This is a genomic window from Arthrobacter zhaoguopingii (assembly GCF_009828595.1).
GTDB classification, from domain to species: Bacteria; Actinomycetota; Actinomycetes; order Actinomycetales; family Micrococcaceae; genus Arthrobacter_D; species Arthrobacter_D zhaoguopingii.
This window is the reverse complement of the sequence record NZ_WPNY01000009.1, coordinates 137,874-161,930: the sequence shown is the minus strand read 5'-3', so window position 1 is coordinate 161,930 and position 24,057 is coordinate 137,874. Positions and strand designations below refer to the sequence as shown.

Annotated in this window: 12 protein-coding genes; 5 read left to right on the top strand and 7 right to left on the bottom strand. The window is 61.1% G+C overall.

Translation table 11 applies throughout. From position 1 onward, the window contains the following. The first annotated feature begins 156 nt into the window (after window positions 1–156). From GVV86_RS13010 to GVV86_RS13000, 3 genes are all read left to right on the top strand, one after another. Window positions 157–1,566 carry a TY-Chap domain-containing protein gene (locus GVV86_RS13010; RefSeq protein ID WP_159803050.1) on the top strand — a complete coding sequence of 470 codons (1,410 nt, stop codon included), beginning with the start codon at window positions 157–159 and terminating at the stop codon, window positions 1,564–1,566. Between the two features lie 553 nt (window positions 1,567–2,119). Then, a complete protein-coding gene (locus GVV86_RS13005) occupies window positions 2,120–4,774 on the top strand; it encodes a PD-(D/E)XK nuclease family protein (RefSeq protein WP_159803049.1) in 2,655 nt (884 codons plus the stop codon). After that, window positions 4,771–7,917 carry a UvrD-helicase domain-containing protein gene (locus tag GVV86_RS13000; protein WP_159803048.1) on the top strand — a complete coding sequence of 1,049 codons (3,147 nt, stop codon included), beginning with the start codon at window positions 4,771–4,773 and terminating at the stop codon, window positions 7,915–7,917. The genes GVV86_RS13005 and GVV86_RS13000 overlap by 4 nt, the downstream gene beginning before the upstream one ends. Before the next feature lie 67 nt (window positions 7,918–7,984). Here the strand turns inward: GVV86_RS13000 and GVV86_RS12995 are convergent, their stop codons facing one another. The 3 genes from GVV86_RS12995 to GVV86_RS12985 all read right to left on the bottom strand — a co-directional run bounded on the left by GVV86_RS12995 (window position 7,985) and on the right by GVV86_RS12985 (window position 12,586). Further along, window positions 7,985–8,818: a hypothetical protein gene (locus tag GVV86_RS12995; protein ID WP_159803047.1), complete on the bottom strand. Its 834-nt coding sequence runs from the start codon at window positions 8,816–8,818 to the stop codon at window positions 7,985–7,987. 760 nt (window positions 8,819–9,578) lie between these two features. Beyond that, window positions 9,579–10,730, bottom strand: coding sequence for a TRAFAC clade GTPase domain-containing protein (locus GVV86_RS12990; RefSeq protein ID WP_159803046.1), 1,152 nt, complete (start codon window positions 10,728–10,730; stop codon window positions 9,579–9,581). Window positions 10,731–10,864: 134 nt separating this feature from the next. Then, the gene (locus tag GVV86_RS12985; RefSeq protein WP_159803045.1) at window positions 10,865–12,586 is read right to left on the bottom strand and encodes a DUF262 domain-containing protein; all 1,722 of its coding nucleotides are present in this window, start codon (window positions 12,584–12,586) and stop codon (window positions 10,865–10,867) included. Between the two features lie 188 nt (window positions 12,587–12,774). Between GVV86_RS12985 and GVV86_RS12980 the strand changes: the two genes are divergently transcribed. Both GVV86_RS12980 and GVV86_RS12975 read left to right on the top strand, forming a co-directional pair. Further along, the gene (locus GVV86_RS12980; protein WP_159803044.1) at window positions 12,775–13,095 is read left to right on the top strand and encodes a hypothetical protein; all 321 of its coding nucleotides are present in this window, start codon (window positions 12,775–12,777) and stop codon (window positions 13,093–13,095) included. Between the two features lie 301 nt (window positions 13,096–13,396). Continuing rightward, window positions 13,397–14,026: a DUF4230 domain-containing protein gene (locus GVV86_RS12975; protein ID WP_159803043.1), complete on the top strand. Its 630-nt coding sequence runs from the start codon at window positions 13,397–13,399 to the stop codon at window positions 14,024–14,026. Window positions 14,027–14,031: 5 nt separating this feature from the next. Here the strand turns inward: GVV86_RS12975 and GVV86_RS12970 are convergent, their stop codons facing one another. The 4 genes from GVV86_RS12970 to GVV86_RS12955 are packed head-to-tail and all read right to left on the bottom strand — an operon-like array spanning window position 14,032 to window position 23,998. Further along, on the bottom strand, window positions 14,032–16,149 hold the full coding sequence (locus tag GVV86_RS12970; protein ID WP_159803042.1) for a DEAD/DEAH box helicase: 2,118 nt from the start codon (window positions 16,147–16,149) through the stop codon (window positions 14,032–14,034). A gap of 3 nt (window positions 16,150–16,152) precedes the next feature. Continuing rightward, the gene (gene brxD / locus GVV86_RS12965; protein ID WP_159803041.1) at window positions 16,153–17,490 is read right to left on the bottom strand and encodes a BREX system ATP-binding protein BrxD; all 1,338 of its coding nucleotides are present in this window, start codon (window positions 17,488–17,490) and stop codon (window positions 16,153–16,155) included. After that, window positions 17,490–20,177, bottom strand: coding sequence for a BREX-2 system phosphatase PglZ (gene pglZ, locus GVV86_RS12960; RefSeq protein WP_281406959.1), 2,688 nt, complete (start codon window positions 20,175–20,177; stop codon window positions 17,490–17,492). Before pglZ ends, brxD begins: the two co-directional genes overlap by 1 nt. Further along, the gene (locus GVV86_RS12955) at window positions 20,168–23,998 is read right to left on the bottom strand and encodes a DUF6079 family protein (RefSeq protein ID WP_159803039.1); all 3,831 of its coding nucleotides are present in this window, start codon (window positions 23,996–23,998) and stop codon (window positions 20,168–20,170) included. Before GVV86_RS12955 ends, pglZ begins: the two co-directional genes overlap by 10 nt. Between the last annotated feature and the right edge of the window lie 59 nt (window positions 23,999–24,057).

Genomic DNA, 24,057 nt, shown 5'->3' with positions numbered 1-24,057 from the left:
GCAGAAGATCATCAGTCTCTCGATGCGGTTACCTTGCCCCCATGGTTTGACCAGGCGGACCTCATCGTCAGCGGGTATAGGCGAGGCGACCCGATACGCCTGCTCGCCTCAAGGCACAATTGCAGTGCCGGAGAGGTCTGTGACGCAATTATATCTGTGGGCATTCCCGCCGACGAGATGGAACGTGCTCGATCGGTTCGCCTGCGCAGCCTGAGGACCGAGGAAGTCATTTGGCAGAACCACGAGCTGCTGCTGAACCTTGAAGATGCTGGGATCCCTAGGTCCGACACCCCGAAGGTCCTTACTGCGCTCGGCATTGACATCGACGTCGATGTTGCAGCCGAGCTGGTAAATAACCCCGGCGTGCCTTCCGACAAGTTAGAGGAGGAGCTTCCTGCCCGCACCTCAATGGATCGCCTCAGTGTGCTCTATGTCGGCGGAAAGTTGCACGGAATCGAACCCGACTATCAGTGGGCGCTTGGGGTAACGATGCTGGAACAGATCTTAGAACTGCGATCGAACCTCGCCCCAGGAGTTCCGCCGCGCCGTATTGCTGAGCTGCTTGCCGTCATTGAAACCACCAAACTCGCCGTAGCGGCCCGTGAAATAACAACGATCTCCTTGCGTGACTATGAGCGGTTTGCCTCTGCAGAAGCACTAAGGCTCGGGACGAATAACCTGCAACCAGATGTCCGCTGGCCCGTCCCCGCACTCATTCTGCGCCACCGCTTTGGGCACGGAGCCTGGGAGAACGTGCTGCGTGACGCCGGAATGCGGTTGCACGAACCAGGGGACCGTTTGGAGGAGGATGCGGTATATCTTGCGCTCGATGCCTTCGCAGAGGAATGCATAAACTTTGAACGCCTCCTGGATATCGAGACGTATGATCGATGGGTTTACGCAGATGCTTCTTTCCGTCAGGAACGACCCTCCGCATCGGAGGTAATCCGCGCTTATGGCAGCTGGAGGGCAGCGGTTGAGGCCATCATGCCTCCACTTGGCAACTCCGACGAGGACACCACAGCGGACGGCGACGCGTTGTTCGATGGTCAATTCCTCTCTGGCGAGGACATTGTGCATCTGGAGGTGATCGAGGAGGCTGACCGGCAGGAGGCAGAGGGCTGGCAGCGGGCGGGCGAGCTGATCGGTGAATTGCTAGCGATCACTCCTTGGAACTCGTTTATCCAGATCCAGTACGGAGAGACGCTGGATGACCGAACACAGCCATACGCCCAAGCGACCCCGAGCGCGGACGGCGTGTGGTGCGAGGTTGTGTCGGAGCACTTCCTACCAGCTGCTGACTGGCCCATCAATCGGAATTACCTCAGCGAATCTGCATGGCAGCCGCCCGATGATGAGGTGCCGAATTGGCGTAGAACACAGGTGCCTCTGAGCGAAGCGGGGCATGTCTTACTGGCCGGACTGCGTTTCGGTCGCGGATGCCACGATGCGGGAAAGTTGCAGTGGAGTACGGGTGAGTTCCCACCGGGCCCACGCCCTGACGGCGGCGTTACAGCTGCAGACGTCCTCGCCGGGGCAGTACAGACACTGAGGAATGCGGGCTAACACGCCCCGAATCTGCTGAATGAGCTGCAATTCTAAATGGAGGAGCAGAAACATGGAGTTTCGATCATATAGGCCAAGAGTGCAGGGGTTCCCCACTGGTTGAGACCGGTTAGAGGTTCACCTCCTAGACGCCATTTTCTTAGAAGCCCCGAATCCTGTAACGACTATTTCCCAAGCACACAGCAGATTGTCAGGGCTCCTTGGTAGCCTGCGAATATCAGTGCAGACGTCGTCGCACCGAGTTCACGCCGGGGGGAAGAAATGCACGCCGTAGTCGCCGCTGCACGCGCAGTCGCTACCATCGCCCACCGCGGCCAAGTCGATAAGATCGGCATCGATTACATCGAGCATCCGCAGCGAGTGGCCGAGCGCTTATCCGAACCGCACAGCTCGAGCCCAAAGAACGGACGCGGCTCGCGGCCGAGTACCTGAAGGCTCTCGCCATCCTGAACGCCGAATAGCGTTGTCAACGCAAGGGAATCACCCTGCGTGTTCCACCAGCACTACCTTCGATTCCGCAACGATGCGGAACACCGGATCATCACAAGGGGAAATGATGCAAGTAGAGTTCGGCTGGTTCCTGGACCGCGCACCGTGGGCCTTCAACGACCCAGGGCTGAACGCCGTCCGCGTGGGTCCCCTCGGATTCACTGGACTCCTCCAGACCCGCCTCGGCATCACCCGCCCGGAAGTCTCGCACATCGCCCGCGTGAATCAATACGCTGCCCGGTTGCGGGAGCTTGACCAGGCCGACGCTTGGTTCCACCATTCCTTTACGGTCGACCCTTGGTCAACCGCATACGAACTCCTCGACGCACGCGACAATCTCGTTGCCAACGGGTGGGATGGCCAGCTTCCCGCAGGGGCCACCTCGGATCTCCTCCGCAGCCTGTCCGCGCTGGAGCAAATTCAGCTACCTCTCTCCCCTGCACTTGCCGACGATATCGCTGATCTCCTCAGCGCCCTCGACGCTCCCTTGGCACTTGGTATCTCAGCAATCTCCCTGCAACACCCGCGCGGGTCCTTCCCCGTGATCTGGCAGCGCATTCTGGATAAGTTGGAAGCCCGTGGAACCAACGTTCTGGAGCCTGCTGTCCCCACGGATGCATGGCCGCGGATCACCGTCCTGCAGGCAGAGACGGAATGGGAAGCTGCAGAGCATAGTGCTAGGTGGCTCGCCTCCAACCCACCCAATCGGGCCGGGCTGTTTCCCGGTACTGCCGTGGTGGCGTCCCACCCGACGTCCGTTCTTGACCACTATCTCGGAACCCACGGTCTCCCCCGGCTGGGCGTCGGCGCCAGGTCCCGGTGGAGGGCGCAGGATCAAATCATCCCGCTCTTCATGGAAGTGATTTGGGGCCCCGCCAACGTCCAGCTGCTGGGTGAGTTCCTCTCGCTGCCGGCCGGTCCCGTGCGCGGGCGCGCCGCCCGGGAGCTCCTCGGCGCACTCAAGGCGGAGCCCGGGACCGGAGGGCCTGCCTGGAAGCAAGCCCTCGAGAACATTGCGGCGGAACTGGAACGGGGACCCGCTATTGCAGCGGAACTCGACAGTCTCTTCTCCAGCGAGCTCCTGCTTGAGGAGATCGGAGTGACCGGTGCGCAGCTTGCCGCCAAGGCAGCATGGCTTGCAAAGCGCCTGAGCGCTCTCTTGGTACACGATGAGGAATTGAAGTCGACGGCGGCTCAGCTGCAAACCCTCCTCTCCCTCGTCTCGGGACTCCCTGCCGTCTCACGCACCGACCTGCGCCGCATCATCTCATCGGTGGTGGCCGAAAGTTCGAACCCACTTGCCCCCGCCGAGGCTGCACCCTGGCTCCGGCTCAATCACCTTTCCGAGCTGATGGACGACGTCGGCGACGTGCTCTGGTGGGGTTTCCAGTCAGCCTCCAGTCCACGGGCCCGCCGTTGGGACGCTCAGGACATGGCCGCCCTTGCCACCGTTGGCGTCCATCTTCCCACCCCCGAAAGCATGGCAGCACTGCAGGTGTCACAGACGCTTGCAGCGAGTCAGCGCTGCAGGAACCTGCTCATCGTCACAACAACCCAGCTCGACGGTGAACGGTCGGAGGGGAATCCCCTGCTTGAAGCCCTCGTGGCGGCACAGCCTATCGAAGCCGAACCGTCGGGTACGTCGGAATCGTTGCGAGCACGGGTTGCCGCAGTGACCGTCTCTCCTGACGAGACGGTCCAAGACAGCCGCTGGCACCTTGCCGGCCGTGCAGCAGCTTTGGTTCCTGTTCCTCGGCGGCCCATCACCGCGCCACCGGCTGCGTTCGACGTCGGCCCCCGCCCGGACTTTCTGCCTGCTTCCCTGTCCTTCACCCAGCTGGGCAACCTCTTGGGCTGCTCCCTGGCATGGGTGCTCGACAAGAAGGCGAAAATTCGGCCGGCAGATGCAGAAAGCACTCCCAGCGGCAACAAGATGATCGGCACCTTCGTCCACAAGCTGGTTGAGGAACTCCAGCATGATCTCTCCTCCGCGCACCGGGCAGTGCCGACGCCCGAGGAGATCGAAGCGAAGTTGGAGGCACTGCTGCCTCACCTCGCCTCGGAGTTCCTGCTGCCAGGCAACAGCGCACGGCTCAAGAACGTCCGGACGATTGTGCTCGACTCGGTCATGAAGTTCTTCTCGACCCTTAGCGCCGCCGGAATCACCATTGAGTCGGTGGAGCATCCCTTCGAGAAAGACCTCGACCTCACGGTTGGCGGGGAACCTGTCACCGTGCCGGTGAAGGGCTCGGTCGATGTCGTCGGAATTGACGACGCCGGGCGGCCAGTGGTGATCGATCTCAAGTGGAGCAACAAGGACAAATATCGGGTGTCCGAGGTTCGGGAGGGCAAGGCACTCCAGCTCGCGCTCTATCAGTGGTCGCTCCAAAAGGAGGGCGCTCAGGCCGCCCCGGCGGCCTACTACCTTCTCAAACAGGGAACGTTCGCATCGACCAATCCGGCCTTCGGCAATCAGCTCACCAGTGAGCAGGACCCGGAGGCGCTGTGGAACAAGGCCCTGAAGGCAGCCGAGTTTTCGATCGAGGAGGTCCTCAACGGGCGTGCTACAGCCGATCCGCTAGTCGAGGCGGGGCGGGTGGCTGAAGGTGGGCCGTCCGGTGAGGAGCTGGCAGCGGCGGCCGGCCGGTTCTATGCCAAACCGCCGTGTACTTTCTGCAACTTCACCAGGCTCTGTGGATTGAAGGGGGACTTCTCATGAATGAGCTAGGAAACGTCCGGATGGTCTCGGCGAGTGCCGGCACCGGCAAGACGCACTACTTGACCAACGTCATTGCCGACCAGATCGCGGCGGGTGTCCCGGCGTCGGGCATCATGGCGACGACGTTCACCAAGAAGGCCGCCGGTGAACTGAAGGAGCGGATCGCTGCCAGGCTGCTCGATGCACACCAGACGGGCCAAGATCCGCAGCGGCTGAAGGACGCCGCACAGCAGTTGTCGGTTAGCCTCATTGGAACTGTCAACAGCGTCTGCAGTCGCCTGCTGACCGAATATGCTATCGATGCGGGCCTGTCCCCTGCCCTCGAACCCATTGCCGAGGGTGAACAGGACGGCATTTTCCACCTCGCCACCGACAGCGTCCTGGCCGAATATTCCGACCGTATCCTCCCGATCGCGCGCCGGATGAGCATGGCGGAGGACAACGAATGGGCGTCCCTGGTGCGCAGCATCTGCGACGCCGCCCGCAACAACCTCCTCGCGCCGCGGGACCTCGCCGGGTGTGCCGAGCGGTCCTGGCTGGGCTATCAATCCCTGCTGGAGCGTCGGGCTGACACCGACGACCGGCCCAGCTGGCTGGACCAGTTCCGCCAGTGCCTTCCCGACCTCCAAGCGGTGGCCCGCAGTGGCGTCGACTCCAACGGGAAGTCGGTCAATACGACGGCCGCGAGCTTCACCAACAACTTCCCCACTATTGTCGACCGCATCACCGCCCTGACCTCGGTGGAGGACATTTCGTGGGAGCAGTGGCGCGGTGTTGTTCCATCGGGGGCCTCAGCACCGATCAAGCGGATCTTTGAGGGCCCGGTGACGGCGTTCAAGGAGGGGCTGCTCTCCAATCCGGCATTTCACGACGACGTCGAACAGTTCATCCGGCTCGTCTACGCCTGCGCGGCCGAATGCATGGACGCCTTCGCCGAGTTCAAGCGACTGCACGGAGTGATCGACTTCGTTGACCAGGAAACGCTCGCCCTGAAACTGGTGCGCGACAACGAGGCCTTCCGCAGCTCCTTCGCCCAACGGGTGCGGTTCCTCGTCGTCGACGAATTTCAGGACACCAGCCCCCTGCAGCTCGAGCTGTTCCTGCAGCTCAGCGGGCTCGTTGAACAGGCAGTGTGGGTCGGGGACCCGAAACAGGCAATCTACGCGTTCCGGGGGACCGACCCCGAGCTGATGAACGCCGTCGTTGCCAATGTGACGGACAAACGCCAGCTGAAATATTCGTGGCGGTCGCAGCAGTCCGTCATCGACCTCTCCAGCGCCGTCTTCGTTCCGGTGTTCGAGACTGCGGGAATGGATCCAGCGACAGTAGCGCTGACGATCACCCCTGACCACGCCGGCTGGCCAGCGGGCTCTCTGGAGGCCTGGAATCGACCGGCAGGCAAGGACGGAGACCGCCTGGCGGCGACGGCCGCCGGTGTAGCCGACCTGTTGACACGGCGGGAATTGAAACCGTCCGACGTCGCCGTGCTGACCCGAACAAACAAGGAGGCTGAGACGATCGCTGCCTCCCTCGCGGCACTCGGGGTCCGGGCGAGCCTCAATAGTCAACCGCTGATGAGTGCACGGGAGGTGCAGCTCGCCCGTGCGGCGATGGCCTTCGTCGCCGATGCATGGGACACCGTGGCACTGACAGAGATCGTCGCCTTGCACCCCGACCATCGAAGCCACCAGAGCTGGCAGCAGGAATTGCTCGGGTCGGCCGAACCGTCCGAGACGCTGACCGGCTGGGCCGCGGATCCGGTCTGCGCGGCGCTCACCTCGCTGAGAAGCCGGGCCAGCCGCGCGACACCCACGGAGGTTTTCGAGGGAGTGGTGAGCTCACTCAGCCTTCCGGAGCTGATTAAGGCCTGGTCCGCGCCGGAGACGCGTCTGCGCAACCTCGACGCCGTGCGCGCGGAGCTCAACAACTATTACGAGGCGTCCAAGGCGTTGCGGACGCCCGGGACGCTGCGCGGCAGCCTTCGCTTCCTTGCTGACTCAGACGCCATGGGAGCGGAGAACTCCGGGGACGACGTCGTCAACGTGCTGACCTATCACAAGGCGAAAGGTCTGGAGTGGCCGGTCGTGGTGATGGAAAGCCTCGACCGGGAGGTCGGAGCCCGGGCCTTCGGTACAGCAGTGGAGAGCGACGACTCCTTCGACCTCAGCAACCCACTCGCCGGCCGGTGGATCCGGTTCTGGCCGTCGCCGTTCCCCCACAGGGGTTCCCCCTTGGACACTGCGGCGAAGAGTTCGGAGGTCCTGGCTAGGAATGAAGCGCGTGAGCGGCGCAACGCGGCACGGCTGCTGTACGTCGGGATGACCCGGTCGGTTTCGACGACGATTCTCACCGCCAAAGGATCGGCACCTGCGGGCCTGAATGATCTCGGCGTCGACCAACTGGTTTCCTGGTCCGGCGAGGGCAGTGAAGGATTGATCTCCGTTGCGGGCACTCCCGAGCCGATGCCCGCTGACGTGTACACCTATACCGCTGATCAGGAGCCCGCCCTCAAACTGGGAACCGTGGGTGCTCAGTACACTGACGTCGTCGTCCCCCGGACCTTGGAGGAGTATCCGCCGGCTCGGATTCAGGCGAGCAAGCAAGAAGCAGGCTCCCGGCCGGAAACCGTGAGCGAGCACACCGATCTTGGTGACCGGCTGATTCCCCATGGTGATCAAGGCTGGGATGCGGTGGGCTCAGCGATTCACGCGTACCTCGGTACCGAGTACGGCGCCCTGGCGCAGAGCGACCAGCTCGGACTCGCGAAGCAGATCATCGACCGGTGGCAGGTGGGCGACCTAGTTAGTGCCGATGTTCTCCTGGTAGCCGGCGAACGGTTGACCAAGTTCCTTTCGGCTTCCTACCCTGCCGCCTTCCAATACCGGGAAGCACCCATCGCGTGGCGGAATGACCAGAACCAGGTGATGGAGGGGTGGATCGACCTCCTGCTGGAGACCCCCGCTGGTTATGTGCTGATCGATCACAAGAGCTACCCGGGGCAGGATCCGGCTGGTCACATCAGGGACCACTACCTCGGGCAGATGGACGCCTATCGTCAGGCGATTCTGGCGGCCACCGGAAAGCCGGTTATCGAGACCCTGATACATCTGCCTGCGCTAGGGAAGATGTACAAAGTGCACTGAACGGACCGTTACGCGGATGCCACCGCCCTGAACCTCGGATACCTTCGGGATCAGGGCGGTGGATCAACTAAGCGACCTGCATCTCAGGCTGCTCGGACGACGGTTTAGTACCTTCGATCACGGGCCTGCAGAGCTCGAGGACAGGGTCGGACAACTGCCGTACAACACGCGCAAGTTCCACCTCGATGAAGCTCTCGATGAAGTTGATGGCGATGATCTCAGGAGTCCGCTGTGAATCAGCCGGACCTTCAAGTTGACGATCGAGCCAGTCAGATGCCTCGCCCAGTACGAGTGGGTAGTTCGTTCCGGCGTCCGCCCTCCCCAGGTGGTGCAAAAATTCCTCTTTGAAGGAGACCGGATCAATCTTCGGATCCGAGAAGCCCTTGTCTGCCACCAGCGAGAAGTACATGGGCATAACCGACTGCTCATACAATTCGGCCATTGCTAGCGCCCGCGCGAGGTGCTCGGGTCCGACTTCTTGATCGGCACTGCCACGCCGGATCACCACGCGCACACTGGGCAGCGTTTCCCTCAGTCCTCGGGAGGCTGACTGCAGGAGGTAGATGCTCTTGTGACCTTCGATCTCCGCTTCCCCCCTGGCAGCAATCAGTTGCTTTGCGCGCTCAGATTGAGGATCGGCTCGCAGCAACTCTTGCGGGTCCTCCTTCCAGAACACGTGCAGAGCAGCCTTGAATTCGGCCATATGCTCGAACATCCTCAGCCGCCACTCAGTGGCCAGGTCAGTTCGTGTTGCAGCGTAATCCAACGCTGACCGATCCACAGTCGACCGTGCTATTCGCACCGCCTTGATACCGAGAACTGTCGCAATCACAACACCGGCCACCGCTGCAATGGCCGTGGTGGTGTCAATCAAAAATTCATACTCCAACTTTTCCCCCACTTATGGATCTTTTCGTTGCACCGCCTCGGTGCAAGCTATTTCTATCAGCGGATCGGCCGATTCCCAATTCACCACGATCCTCGATGCTGCATGCCGAAACAGTTGGAAAGAGTCAGCTATTCGGTGAACCGTGCGACCCATTAAGTAAAGACCGACAATGTCCGAAATCACTCTGAGCAGATTTCTTCCCAGATATGCCCAAGACGGCGGAAATGATGCCGGCCACTCCATGGCGGCTCACTGCACGGGTGGACACTGGCGGAGGCAGGAGCTGGGGAAGCCAGGTTCCCGTATAAGACCCTGCATTCAGCCAGAACTGACGGCCATTCCAGTTCCCTAGAGCGGCACATATTCGCCTCGTTGATGGAGTGACCCGCAGCGCTGAGCGCATTGGGCGAGTGGGAATGCCCTAAAAGTCGACCTCAGCTAGCAGGATACGGCTCTGACAGATCCCAGACCTGGGCAAATTCGTCCTCAACCCAGGGCCAAACCTGCCGTCGACCCTCTTCGACGGAGTCGATGTCATCAGCCAAGGGCCCGAAAACTACGAATTCATGTGGGATGACCCTCCCGGCTATATCTTTGCGACCCATTGGATCGGGAAAGCGCAGCGCAACCGTCTCACCGACACGCAGGCAGGCTTCCGGCTCATCCTCGACGCCCGAGAAGACGCGGTCGTATGCCAGAAGCGGGTCCTCTAGTCCCCCGTAACGAAGAAACCGGAAACCCCAGGTCCGCCCACGCGTGGCCCAGAGGAAGCTCATCTGCGGCTCCTCAGAAGGATCTGCTCCTTTTCGCCCTTGTCTAAGTCCAGCCGGAAGCCGGTCAACGTGGCCGTTAGGTAGTCGTGCTTGGCCAGCGCTTCCGCGTTGATTAACCTAAGTCTGTCTCCCGCCAACTCGGCCGCCTGATTCACGATACGGGGACCGACAAACTTCAACAGATGGCCGATTGGGGCGGGCAACTTGCCCTTGCTTCCAATCAGTACGGCAGCAAGAGCTCCAGCGCCGCCCAATAGATTTTCGGCGACTTTCCCAGGGATCTGCTTTGCTTGCGCCCACCGAACATGTCGCTCGAACGGGAGCATTGCAGCCAGTGGCAGGATCAGCTCCAGCCCTACACGCTTGGTCACCTCGATCTTGTCTGCGTTGAAGCTCGCTGACGAGAGCAATACGAAGTCCTCGCCTACCGACAGCGCGTCGCTTGCTTCCACCAGACCGGCGAGCGCCTGGCGCAGTTCGACGATGTCATCGCCTGCCTTCTCAATTAGAAGATCCCTGAACTTGAACACATCCAGATCGGGCAACAGATCGGACTTGGACAGCGCCATGACCCATATACGCGGGAACTCGACAAGAGGCTTGCCGTCCTCCAAAAGATCGTCCTTGAGCGATAGTAGTCCGTTGCGGAAGCTGGCCAGCAACGATTTTAGGTATCGTTCCTCCTCTCCGGAGTTGTCGAGCAACCGCTGACCATCCACCAGCAGAAGAGCAACGTCGGAACTGAGCAAGGACCTGAATGTGTCAACCCTGCGCCGAGCCTCCTCCTGCCCGGTCACGTTCGACTCGAACCACTCCCCCGGGTAGTCGTGCCAGACGAGGCGCAAGGCGTCGAAGGGCTTGGTTTTCGACGCCCTGGCATCAGCCCTATCCTTCAGCTTGACCGAGAAAGAGTAGGACGTGGCGGAGAAACGGTTGGCCGCGGGTACCCGGGCCGAGTTTCTCATGCCAAGGTAGTTCCGGTGCAGCCGATTGCCTTGGCCGATATCGTCGGGCACAACATGGAACAAACTCCTTTGCAAGTAGTGAGGCTCCTGTGTGGCTCCGAAGAAGGAGGAGAGCAGGACAGTTTTTCCACTGCCACTCTCGCCAAATACCGCAATGCTTTGCTCTAGCGCTCTGTTCAGTTGCATAAGAGAAACCTACGCCAGTCGGTGGCACGATGAAGAACGAAAGCTTCACACCTAGAAACGGCGGCCAGACCACCGAGGTGAGCCGGCGGAGTAGCTGCCACTTCCAATGATTTAGTGACCCTCCGTTCGTCCCATTAGTCGGATGTACCCTCGCATAAAGACCGGACGACAGGAAGCACCATTCGTGCACGGGCAGCAAGGAAGTTGTCGTAATCACGAACGAGCCTCTCGCTGTCGGACTCAAGATATGGGCCAGCCTCGGCAAGCTCTGCGTACGGAATGAGATGCGATGTCAATCGAGCCCGCACCACATTCTCTCCTATATCCGAACGGTCAATCCGATCCTGGAGATACTGCAACGGGGACTTGTTCGAAATATTCCGGTTCGTGCTCCAGGAGATGAGCGCGCAATTGAGAGCCCGCATTGATTTTTGCTGCTCCACCTTCCCGATCTTCAAAAGCAACGAATCGGGGAAAAGGTGGTGGTACTCCCGTTTGGACAGGTTGCTGGCGGTAACGGTTTGATCATCGGCTACATCACGCGCGCCCTCCCTTAGCGCGACGGCCAGCAGGCCTCGAGCGAGGACCTCCCTACCCCGCGGCCACGCGGCCCCAATGAGGTCGTCCTCCGTTGGCAATGGGGTCACCTCCGGATCGAAAATTGGAATTATCTTCCAATCACTTTCTTCACCTATGAGCAGACGCCGTAACCCCCGATAGTCCTGCAACGCTCTCGTGGCCGCTGACTGGTCGTAGCGTCGCGTCAGGAAAGATCTCCACAAGTAGGCACGCATTAGCCTTCGGGCATTGCCTGCTTCGTCCAAGGATGAGGGGAAGAATCGGTGAAGTGCGGCAATGATTGGAAGCGATGCCACTGAGGGAAGCCGTTGGGCATCGTAGATCCGCTCTGCGTCGAGCATTTCAACGGCCCATTTGATACCGGCGATGATCTCGTCCCAATCGCCGGCTACGTCACTAATATTCATCCGCTGATAACTGCGCTGATTTGGTGCTCGATCAGATCGTAAAGCTGCACAATCGAGCGCTAATGTCCCGCCGTCGATGTAACGATGAAGGGTAGGCACAGCGGCGTGCAGATCCTCCACAAGTTCATGCAGGGATGACCCTGTCGCCTCTTCGAGTTGTGCGACAACGATGTCGAAGGCCGACAACCGAACAGACGATGTATTCATCTTGATGAAGACATCCAAAGCTACGTCCTTGGGCGTTTCTTCGGGAAGACTTAAATAGGGAATGTTGTACTGAGAGACACTGGCGGCCAGTTCCTGGACCCTGACGTTCAAATTCCATGCTTCTTTGAAATCACCGTCTGTGGCTGTCAATGCCCAATCATTGCGCCGATCATCGCCTAACGGGTTCAGGAGCCGGAGTGGTATGTATCCGCGGCGGTACACTTCGACAGGATCTTCACACCACAGAGGATAAAGCTTCCCGCCCCGTGTCCACCGGTACTGCCCCAAGACCCGCGGGGCGGGTTGCGTTCCTTCTTCTTCGCCATTTTCGAAACGAATGAAATACGTCCGATTCGAATAGTTGTCGTGCATCGCTCGCCACAACGCGGTGAGCCGCTGTTGACCATCGAGAAGATGTTCGGTAACGCGGTCCCCAGGACCGAATGCGGGCGCTGATTCGAGCTCTCGACTGGCGAATGGTTCTTCCGCCCCAACCTTGAGGACGAGTACCGCGCCGGCGGGCAGCTTGCGCAGGACGGTCTCCAGTAAGCTTCCTACTTCGTTATGGCTCCAGGCTTCAAATCGTTGAAATCGGGGTAGTCGGAGGCGTCGTTCGGCCACCGAGGTGAACCAATCTTTGAGAGGCCTATTCAACGCTTCCATGGGTTCCCCGGTTCTACTCCGCCTGATTCATGCCCTGTCTAAGGTCCTTTTGAGTCTATCCTCCGACCTACCCCTCAATCCCCTGCCCCGGAATTGGTTTCGGTCGAGTCTCCGGCTGTGGAAACTCAGGGAAGCTGTCTGCAGGACCCCTAAGCCGCGCTATCCCGCTTAGGTCGTATCATCTAAGGATGAACGATTCCCTCTTCGAGTTCGGCCCTGCAGACGCTGACCACTCGGAGCCGGCCGAGCTTGCCACCCCGATTCGTGACGATCAGGTCAAGGCAATTCGAGAGGCGTTCGCCGATGCCGCCATCGACGACCAGGACCGCCGGAAGGAAATCGTCGAAAGTGCTGCCTTACGTGGTGTGACTTCCTTGCGTGAGCTTCACGCTCACGAAGCTCGACGGGTCCTGCAGCGTATTCAAGAAGCCACTGCGACGAAGTCACGGCCAGCCGGTGCTTCTGACTGGGACCTTCGCGAAGAAGACACTTGGATCGACCGTCTCTGATCCGCATCGAGTAATCCGGTCGGGCAATTGTCGCCGACACACATGAGCCGGGTGATATGCCCGGAGGATGTATGGATTACCAGTTCCGTCGGCGGCATTTCTGATTTTGAGCTTACCAGCGGTCATTGCGTTGGTCCCTTTTGACAGAATTACCGCAACGTCACCCCGATTCCCGCATTCGAGCACCAGCAGAGTGGGACGCACGAACTACACTGAGGCAAAATCAGCCCATCTGGCGCCCGCCGGACAGGTTGACCAATGAGAATTACTCAAGGGCCTTTCATGGGCTGGAGGGACACCGATGGTCGTCAAGGTTTTCAAGAGCATCACGTTCGTGGTGGTTGGTACGCTCGTCCTGGGACTGGCCGGCCTCGGTGTCGCGAATGTGTTCGGGTTGAATCCATTCCAGATGAGCCAGGTCGACCGGAGTCAGCCCGTGCTGCTGAAGTCGGTGCAGGACATCAGCCAATATCACGCTGCGGTGGGCAACTTTGAGGTGTTGCTCGACAGCGAGGATGATGTCGCCTTGTTGCCTGGGTTCGTCGCTGGACGGCGGACGCTTTTTGTCGCGGCGGGCACCGTTAACTCGCATGTGGATCTGTCAGGCCTTGCCGATAAGGACCTGAAGCTGTCTGCGGACGGCAAGTCGGTGACAATCCGGCTGCCCGAGCCGAAACTCGACAAGCCCAACCTCGACTTCGACCGGTCCTATATCTACGATCAGGACCGGGGCATTGCCGACCGGATCGTCGATGCATTCGAGACCCCCGAGCAGACGGAGTTCTACCAACTCGCCGAAACGAAGATGACCGCTGCCGCGGAGGAGTCGGAGCTTCGGAAGCAGGCTGCTAAGAACACCGAAGCCATGCTGACGGGTATGTTCGGCTCGCTAGGAATCGACGTCACCTTCCTCGGCGCCCCGTCCGACTGACCGCGTTAACCGGGTCGGTTGTGATCCGGAACCGCCGTAGGGACCATCGGCCGTGTCGTGCGCTCAGATGCAACCGCTGCCGCACCCGCCCGATCAGCGAACCGTTCCGAAAGGGTCATCAAAGCGGTGGCTTCTGGCAACGCTGCGGAGAACTTCAGGTTCTTGACCATCTCTACGGGAATCCTTGGCACCAAGTTGTCGAATGGGATCTCGGCGAACTGCTGAGGGTCAGCGCCATTACGCAGGACCATGAGATCGTTGTACGACCGCCCCTCCCCTGCTGCAAGGCCGGCCCGGAGAGTCTCGTTCGCCTTCAATCCTGCCCAGGTCCAAAGGTGGATGTCCTCCCCCGATTTCTCAAGAACGAGTCCGTCCCTTGAGACCTGCCCGACCCGGGTCTCCCTGACGAGCTTCAACCGCTCAGTCGCTCGCCTCGATAGCGGAACATCCGGAGTCTCGCCGAGAAGCACGTCGCGTTGCGCCCGCATCATCTCAAAGGACAGAGCGATAGCGTCGCTGTGCCATCGGACATCGCCCTTGTGCGCAGCGGGGCTGACAGCCACTTCGAACCGTTCCCAGTTCACATGCTCGATGTGCCAAGCGCGGCCGTTCATGAGGATGGGTTTAGGGTCTAACTTCTCGGAACCTGCTCGCGGCAATGCGAGTGGTGAAATAAAGCCGAGTTCCTTGTTGCCGCTTGTGACGCGCAATTCCTTCTCGGCGTTGAACGAACTAAGAAGGTCCATGAAATGGCGGCGGCCGAACGCCTTCTCGGCAGCTGGCCCAATCACCAGCAGCCCACTGTCCTCGATGAGAAAGCCTTCCTCCCGCAGGTACGTGAGCACTTCGTCGCCGTCGTCCATAAGACCCAGCGTCCCCCACCACTCCCGCCAGGTCGTGGCTCCGAATGCACCTTCCTGCAGTGCGAGCGCAAGAAGCTGCTGTGCGGTGAGGTGCCGAGGGTGGGGCGGGGGTGTGATGGGCTCGACAAAGCCCCGCTTCCATAACAGGAGAAGGCCCACAGCCTCTAGAAAGGAATCCGAGTTGGTGCTTAGGAAAAGGGTATTGCGCCTTGTCCCGGGCCGGCGCCCAGTTCGGCCGAGCCTTTGCAGGAACGAGGCCACAGTTCGAGGCGCATCTATCTGGATTACGCGATCGAGGTCCCCGATGTCGATACCCAGCTCGAGTGTGGAGGTGGCCACAATAACGGTGTTATGAGTTTCCGCGAACGCCTGCTCGGACCTGCGCCTCTCCTCCGCCGAAAGTGACGAGTGAGACACAAACGTTTCGACATCGAGCGCCCGCAACTCGAAGGCAAGCTGCTCACTCACGCGGCGCGACTCGCAAAACACGAGCCGTTTCTCACCTCGGTGCAGGCTTGCAATCACCTTCGCTGCGTTGGTGACCGAGCCGACGAAGTCGAGGAGAACCTCAGGCACGGGTGCCGAAGCCGCTGATTCTTCGGAAACCACACGAAGTTCGCGCTTCCCTGTCCCATGGACCCCTCCGCCTTGCAGCCAACGCCCGATCTCATGGGGATTTCCGACCGTCGCTGACAATCCGATCCGTTGAATAGGCCGCCCCGTTATCCGCTCTAAACGAGCCAAAACGCCGAGTAGGTGCCATCCGCGATCCGACGCCGCGAAGGCATGCAGCTCATCGACGACGATGGCCTGAATCCCGGAGAACACCCGGTTGTGGTCAACGCGTTGGGACACGAGCATCGCTTCGAGTGACTCGGGTGTGGTCAGCAGAATGTTCGGGGGTTCGGACAAAATGCGCTTTCGCGCGGGGTCCCCGACGTCGCCGTGCCAGAGTCCTGCCCGGCGACCCAGCCAATCGGCATACTTCGTGATGCGTGGGTGCAGATTGTTCAGCAGTGCCCGTAACGGCGTTACGTAGAGGACAGACAGACCTTGCCATTGCTCCTGAACCATAGTGGAGAGCAGCGGGAACACCGCGGCCTCGGTCTTCCCGCCGGCCGTCGGTGCAATCAATACGCAGTCATCGCCCGAACGCACCGGTTCCACTGAGGCGGCCTGCAGGGGGCGCAGGCTGGGCCATCCCAGCGAGTTGACGATGTGATACTCGATAGCTTCGTCCAAACCGGTGTTGCCCGTCATGCTTTAGAACTCCAGATCGACGTCGTCAACCGACGAAGCGGCACGCAGATCCCCGCGCGTCTGGGCTTCCCGCTCGACGTCGGTCAGCTCAGAGGCGCTCAGCGTGAGCTTGTAGTGTTTACGCGGGTCGAATTCCGGGAACTGATCCACGCGGTCAAGCACGTCGGCCACCAGCTTCTTGAGGAAAACACGGGGCGCTACCCCGGTTCGGCTGCCCAATTCCCCAGCGACCGCGGCGGCCAAGCCTGCGATATAAGTGTCATCAACGACCGAGTGAATGCGCTCAGCGGAATGTGCCCCGGTCGCATAGATGTCGCGCACGCGGCTGCCGAGCTCGACCAACGACTCGGGGGTGAATCCGTGCAGGCGGATTTGCGTGGCTCGTGGATTGTCAAAGCGTGCTTCCGAACCGAAATCAGTGTGCAGGCGCTGGGCGAGCGGTGCAAGCCGCTGGACCCCCTGCTGTCCGTCATAGAAGGCGGGCGTGCCCGTCATCAGCAGGTAAAGGCCAGGATAGCGCCCGCTATCGACCTCATCCATCAGCTGGCGCAGCGCGTTCAGTGACTTTTCGCGCACATCGGATCGCATCCGCTGAAGGGTCTCCACTTCATCCAGCACGAGGACGAGCCCCGCGTAGTCAGAGTCGCGCAGGACTGTCAGGAGCCCTTGAAGAAACCCCAGCGCTCCGAAGTGATCGAGTTCGCCGCGCACACCAGCGGTCCGGCGTGCGCTTGCCGAAACGTGCGGTTGACCACCAAGCCAGGCCAGAAGGGCATCCGCCTCGGCGTTCTTCCCATTTGCACTCATCTGGCGATAGGCACGCAAGGCCATGGCAAATGCCGGCGCCTCCTTTGACACCGATGCGAGACGCTTCTCAAGCAACTCCTCGGTCCGGTGTTCCAGGTCGTCGCTGTTTACCGGACCGGCGGCTTGAACGTCCTGCCCAAGTACGTACAACCATCCGTCAATGACTTCACTGAAGGCTCCGCTGGGGACGGTGGGCGTCGAGAGGTTCTCAACGATGCGCCGGTAGACCTTCTCCAACTTGTACAGAGGGGTCTCAGTTTCAGAAATCTGGATTTCGGCGGTGGCGAAGTTCTTCCTTTTGGCTCGTTCTGTCAGCCAGCGCGAGAAGAACGTTTTACCGGAACCGTACTCACCCCGGACGGCCTTGAATTGCGCTGCTCCGTTCCTGGTTGCGTCCAGCTCATTGTCAATGGCTGTTTCGAAGCTGCCGAGTCCGACGGCCATGATGTCGAGCCCCTGCTGTGGCACCGTGCCCCGGCGCAGTGCATCGATAATCTCCCTACGCCGGCGAGGACTGATCCCATTCTCGACCATCACACCACCTCGAATTGCTGCTTGAGCAAATCGATGTCCAGCCTCAAAGTTTCGCCGTCGCTGTCATAGGACAGGATGTCGTAACCCTCAACATTCAGGACGCGTCTGACGACAGCCACGCCTTGCCCGATGCCCGCGTGCGGTAGCCCGGCAGCCGACGCGACCGTGTCTTGGTGAGCACGCCCACTGCGGTCTACAAGGGTCCGCAGAACGGTTTCAAGAAGCGAGCCAGCCGTGCTCGCGGCCCGGCCTGCAAGCCTAATCTGGTCGGCGTACACCTCCGATGCAAGCACACGGGTGACGAGGTCGTCCGTGCTCGCCTGCACGGGAGCGGGCACCTTATCGAGGTCAAATAGAGCAGGCCCCGTCTCGTCTGCATGCTTCTTCTGCACCTTTCTCACCGGAGCGACGGTTACCGGTGGCCTCTCGGCGACAGGGTCATTCCACCAGGCCGGAGCCTGCGGTGGTGCCTGCTCCCAACCCTTCGGTGCCTTCTGGGCCAGAGACTGCTGGTACACAAGCACCGGCACAGTCAACTCGGCCAGCGCAGCCCCGCCGTGGTAGCCGGCCCGGGTAGATCCATAGCGCGCGTCATCGCGCCACAGCAAAACTGCCTCACCCGCGTCGAGTGCGACCCGAGGTCCCCTTACCAGGACCTCACCGGGTCGAACCGGACCGGAGCTGGCTGGTCGCCATCTCGAATCACTACCGGCCACGGCTGGAAGCATCTCAGTTTGCCGCTCGACGACGTGTCCGTGGTCGGAGGTGATCACTACGGCTCGTCCAGCGATCGATGCGGCATTGAGCAGTGCTCGCAGCGGATCCAGGTCTCCCATGGTCCACGGCCGCCCTGCGGTGTCATTTTTGTGCGTCGCGTCATCAATGGCATTGATGACGACGCCGACGACCGGCACCGCAGGGTCGGCGATTGCTGTTGCCACGGGATCGGCAAGTTGGGCGCCCCCTGAAGCCCGCAGCTCGCCTTTGTGGAACATCCTCGCACCGGGAAATGCTTTGGCCAGACCGGTCTTTTCAGTCACGGAGTTGCCGTCCCGAATCTCGCCGCAGAACAAACTTGTCCTGGAAAGTTCCGTCATTGACGGCAGAGCCGCCGCAGCAGCAAGCCGGCGCTTGGTGGAGCCTGGAACCCACTCGACAAGCCCCGAACGCCCGACCTCAGCAGCGAGGTCCGCAGCGATTGCAGCGCTCATTCCGTCCAAGACCACCAGGAGCACGCCCCCGAATGCCTTCCAAGGGTCAACGACGCGACGCAGAACCTGCTCAACACCGAGCGCCGGTCCCTCGTGTAGCAAGTCGGCTATTGCGCTCTCCGCAGGCGAGTCACTTAGATGTGTCGCGGCTGTCTCGTCCCTCGATCGCCGCTTGGCTCGCACTCGCTCGATCAGTCGGCCGTAGGCAGCACCTACCTCAGGGTCCGTGGATCCGCTCCAGAGCACCCCAAGCGCAGCGTCGACCCAAGCGCCGTCGTCAAGCTGCCGCTGAAGGTCGCCTCGAAGGTTGTGCGTTTCCTGCTCATCTGTGGCCAGCCAGCGGGTAAGCCTTACGGCCATTCGAGGTGCGAGGTGATTCGCGTCCAGGTTAGCTTCCCGGTGATCGAGCACCGCCGCCAACGCTTCCTCAGCATTTGATTTCTCGTCGAGTGCCGCGCCGAGGGTGCGCAGGCGTGCTGTGAATCCTGGACGCAGGATTGCCGAACGCTCGGCGCCGGTGGGCCAGCCCAGGTTGTCACGCAGCAGCGCTTCAGCTTGGTCGAGTACGACGCCGAGGCGCCCCTCGGGGTCGCCCTCGCGGGACAAGCGCAGCACGGCGGACACCGAGGCGTTGGCGATGTCCCGCGCCTGCAACGGGGTCACTGCTCTGCCGGCCCCGTAGCGCTCCAGCAAGCGGGTACGCGCGGCGACCTGCTCTTCAGTGAGATCACCGGCGGGATCGGGCCACAGCACATCGATTGCCAGCCCGAGCGCGAGGGGTTTGACGAGCCCACCTGGGGTCGCAGTGGTCCGCAACGCAAATCCGGCGGCCGTTCCATACTGCTGCTCGGCCCACGCGATTAGATCAGACTGCAACTCCCCATCCACCGATGACCAAGAAGCCCGAGCTCCATTGCTCAGAGCGGTGAGGATGACAACGCCGTCGAGGGCCCCAGCGTCGACCCCCAACAGGTGCGCCAGCAAACCGCCAACGGCGTGTTCAGCACTGACCGCAAGATCGCTTGACGGTGCCCAGCCCCCGGCAGGTTGGTAGTCAAGGAGGGCGGTGGCGGCCCACTCAAGCCGGCGCAGGTCTCGGCTGACTTCCCGCGCTCCACGAAACAGTGCAGGGACGCTGCCCCACTCGTCGGGGTCCTCGATCTGTTGACGGTAGGCCCGCGCAAGAACTGTGTCACCCAGATCAGTGCGGGGCCGGTCGGTGAGCACCACCAGATACTCATCGTCAGACAGGCCTGCATAGGCGTCGAGGATCGCCAGCTGGGAGATGCCCTCGACTATCCGGACCCGCTCGCCCGCAACTGTCAATAGGTCACCCTGCCAACGGGGCTGAGCACGCATCACGAGAACGCGTGAATCTCCGCCTTTAGAGATCAGCTCAGCGGCTCGGGACCGCAGGAGCGCCTCAGAAACGGCAACCGCACGGGTGGCTTCAGCCGGTACTCGGTTCACTCCCATCTCCAACTCACCCGCAGATTCTTGCCTTGGACCGGATGGGTCAGCTCCTCACTGATCTTCCTCCCGATGTCCTGCACCTCGACCACGCGTGCGACCACTTGGCTGTGCTCCGTAGACCTTCGTTCCTCGTCTTCGCGCCGTTTCCGCTCTTCTTCCTCGCGCCGTTTCCGCTCTTCTTCCTCGCGCCGATTCCGCTCTTCCTCTTCGAGCCATTTCCGCTCTTGGTCCTCGCGCTGTTTCCGCTCCAGCTCTTTAAGCTGGCGGGCGATCTCCGCCTCGCGTATCCGCAACTCCTCCTCTTGAGTTGCATGCTCCTGCTTCCGGCGCTCGTCCGCCTCACGCCGCCGCCCGACCTCATCTGGGTCCTCAAGAAGTGCCTCGGTTGCTTCACTTGCTGCAACATCAAGCGCTGGCTTGAGTGAAGCGTGAAGCTCTGCCCGCCGCGCAACATCACGCAGCTGCACCAGTGCACGGGTTGCCCGTTCACCCTTTAGTGCCGGTAATTTCTGGATGAGGCCCCAATTTGCTCCTCGTAGCGCCGCGACGATGTCTCCTGCAGCGCTTATTGAGTTCGCAATCGACTGCGGCTCAGCGGGCAGATCGAACTGGGCAAGTAGTTCGATCCTTGCCAAGGGGCCATCGGCTGAGGCGAGCGCCGCGACTAGGTCCCGACCTCGGCAATTGCTTTGCCAACGCGGAGACGTCTCATCCAAGCCGAGGATGTCACGGTGCGCGGCTAGCTCCTTCACAGCATCCGCAGTTGTGCTCCTAACAGGACGCACCTTGGACACGAGCGCATCACTGACACGCTGCATTGCCGCCGTCGACAAGTGATACTCGTCGGCCCCCACTCCAAACAAACCCTTGGCGCGCGTCAGCGCGATCTGCCACTCCTCCTCGGACGGCAGTCGAGGTTCGCGCAGCAGCATATCGGGGGTAAGCGCACCAATGCCCGGTTCGGGCATGCGGGCAGCTGCACGGTACCACTCGCGGTCAGTAATCTTTGCCCAGGCCAGGACGAGCAGGTCCATGGTGTCGCTCGTCAACCCCCGCTCCGTGAGCGCATTGCGCAGAGTCCCGACAGTTACATCTCCGGCACCCGCGGCTCGGGTGAACTCATCGAAGAATCCGAAGTGCTGAGGGTCCAGCGCATACGTGGTTTCACGCAGTGCTCCGACGTCGTAGGCAGCTACAACGCGACGAACTCGGGTTCCGATTGACCGTTCGACATCCGATAGCCGTCCGCCGGCGTCCACAGCGTTACGTGCCAACTCAAGGACAGCATTCAACTCGATTCGGCGGACTTCCTCGGTGCCGCGCTCAATCTCAGGGTGCTTGGGGTACCGCGCTGTCAGAGCAGAACCAAGCACTGTCACAACGGCGCCGCGCAATGTTGCCGCAGAGGGCTGCGCTGGCGTGAAACCGTCGGCAAGGGTGACGAAGTTGGTCCCGGTGACGAAGCTGCCGAGGTTTTCCTCGTTCCTGGCGTCGACGCCGTAAGCCTGACGCAGGAGCGCGGCCAGCTGGCCTCGCAGCGATTCGCGCTGACCGGCGAGCAGGCGCCGTGCCGGCTCGCGGTCGTTGACTGGCAGGTTTGCGGCGTACTGGTCGAACCGGTCGCCGGTGAGCAGGTACTCGAGCTGAACCAGCTTACCGACGTCTTCCATGCGCTGAGCGGAGAGAAAATGCGGCACCCAAGCGATCGTGTCACTGACGACGCCTTCCTGCCGAAGTGTGTAGATGCGCTCGATGTCGTCGGATGGAGCGCGGTCGTCCATGTCGTCGAACGGGAAATCCACCACGAGTTTCCATCTGCCGTCTGAGGCCTTCAAAGCCTCAACGGGGAGCGCCGCTTTGTCCCGCACGTTCCCGAACACGACATCGACCGCTCTTTTCTGGCCGCGCCAGACGTGGTCGAGCGAGTATTCACCGGCATATGAACCGGTAGCGGCGGCACCAATTTCGGTGACGAGCGTGTCCCGGATCAGTCGACGGCGGTTTGCGTGGGAGTCCTCCTGCGTGACGTGCGCGAGGATGGCGTCGAAGTCCACGCCCGTGAGCTGCAGGCTGATCACCGGGTCCGCAGTTGATCCAACCGTGATCTCAGAAAACTTTGCCTGCCACTCCGTGGCCATGGTCACGACAGGGCCTGAAACGTTCCCACCGAACATCGACACGACACTGCCGTAGTTGAGCGCAGCGAGCTTGGACGCAGTGAGATCCCTCAGTGACGTGGCACCGGGCGCGATGGCCGCTACAAGGAGAGTCTTGGCGAGGCGGTCCTCCCGACGGAATGCGTGGTGTCGATCGAGAGCTCGAGAATCCGTTTCGCTGACGCGGTGTTTATCGAGGAGATAGGGGCGCATTTTGCCCCGGTAGAAGGACGCGGCTGCCTCGAAGATCTTGACCATATCCTCGGTTAGCGGCTTTGCGTCACCGAGCACGACGGCGTCGAACAGGTCGCCAACCGGGATAAGGTCGCCGGCAGTGAGTTCATCGCGCCCCCTATAAAGCAGCTCGCTCATGATTTTCAGGGCTGTGCGCTCACGTTGCATGATCGCCGAAAGCGCCACCATCGCATCTACGAGTGCAGGGGAGAACGGGTAGACCTTCTCAAAGTCGACTGCACCGGATCCTGCCGCGTCTGTCAGCAAGTGCTTCCAATCCGTGGGATTGGCTCGAATTCGCGCAACAGCAGCAGCCAGCGCGGTCTTTCCTGCCGTGGAGGTAGGCGTCAGCAGACGTTTGTTCACGATCTCCGGCAGGTCCGCTGCAGCGAGCGTTATCTTATCGAATCTGTCCTCCCACCACTGGAACGAGTCCTCAAGGGCGACCTGCTCAGCACCGGCGTTACCTCCGCCGAGGAAGTCCTTCAGCGCGCGCTGGCGGGCGACGAACGAGATCATCGGAATTGCCATTTGTCCCGACCCGGTTTCTACCAGCTTGGCCACCTTTGAGGTCTCGTTCTGTATGAAGGCTGAGTCCCTCAGATGGTTAGCCAACCAGAGGACTAGTTCGTCCAGGAACAGCACCAGTCCGTCGTATTCCAAGTCTTTTGCATGGGCCGTCATGATGCGCATGCCTTGGTCAATGGGCAGCCATGCGGAGGTGGAGGTGTAGGCCGGGAAGTAGGTTTGCACGAGCTTCGCGGCCACATCCTGCCGCTTACGGACGCTTGCTGTGCCGTTGGCCGCGGCATCAAGGTCAGCAGGAGTCAGGCCCCCGTCGCTAAGGCTTCCAAGCACAGGGTCAAAGTTGGTTTCGAACTTCGAGAAGAAGAGCTCGTCGCCCATCTGAGCCCGCAGCTCCTGAGCATTCTGGAACAACAGGTCACTCTGGTGAAGGACGGGCGGAGCAGCTTCCGGGTGCTTTTCCTTGACCGTGTTGATGTACCCCGAGAACAAGGCGGATTCAAATGACTCAGCGCCGATGAGGTGGTAGTCGACCGCCAGGAATCGCCTCGACAGTACGTCTGCGTGCTGTGCTACGACGGACTGCAGTCCTTCCAACGCACGTGCTTGAGGGTTTCCGCTGAGGAGCAGGTGCATGACGGCCATGTAGTGCGACTTACCTGCACCGAACGAACCGTGGATGAACGCGCCCTTCGCGTTACCGCGAGCAAGCGCCGACTTCGCTAAGGTCAGGCCCTCGCCGAACGCTTCGGCGATTTTCTCGGTTACAACATAATCCTTAAGGGTCTGCTCGGCTGCGGGGACACCCTCGTGGATGCGCATTACGAAGTCATCGTCGTGGACGGCCTCGGGAACGTGGATCGCGTCGCGCAGCATCATGGCCAGGGCGTCTGTGGTCGAGGTGCTCATCGGTGGAGTATTCCGTTCATCGCGTCAATTGATCTGCTCAGGGCATGGCACTTAGTTTG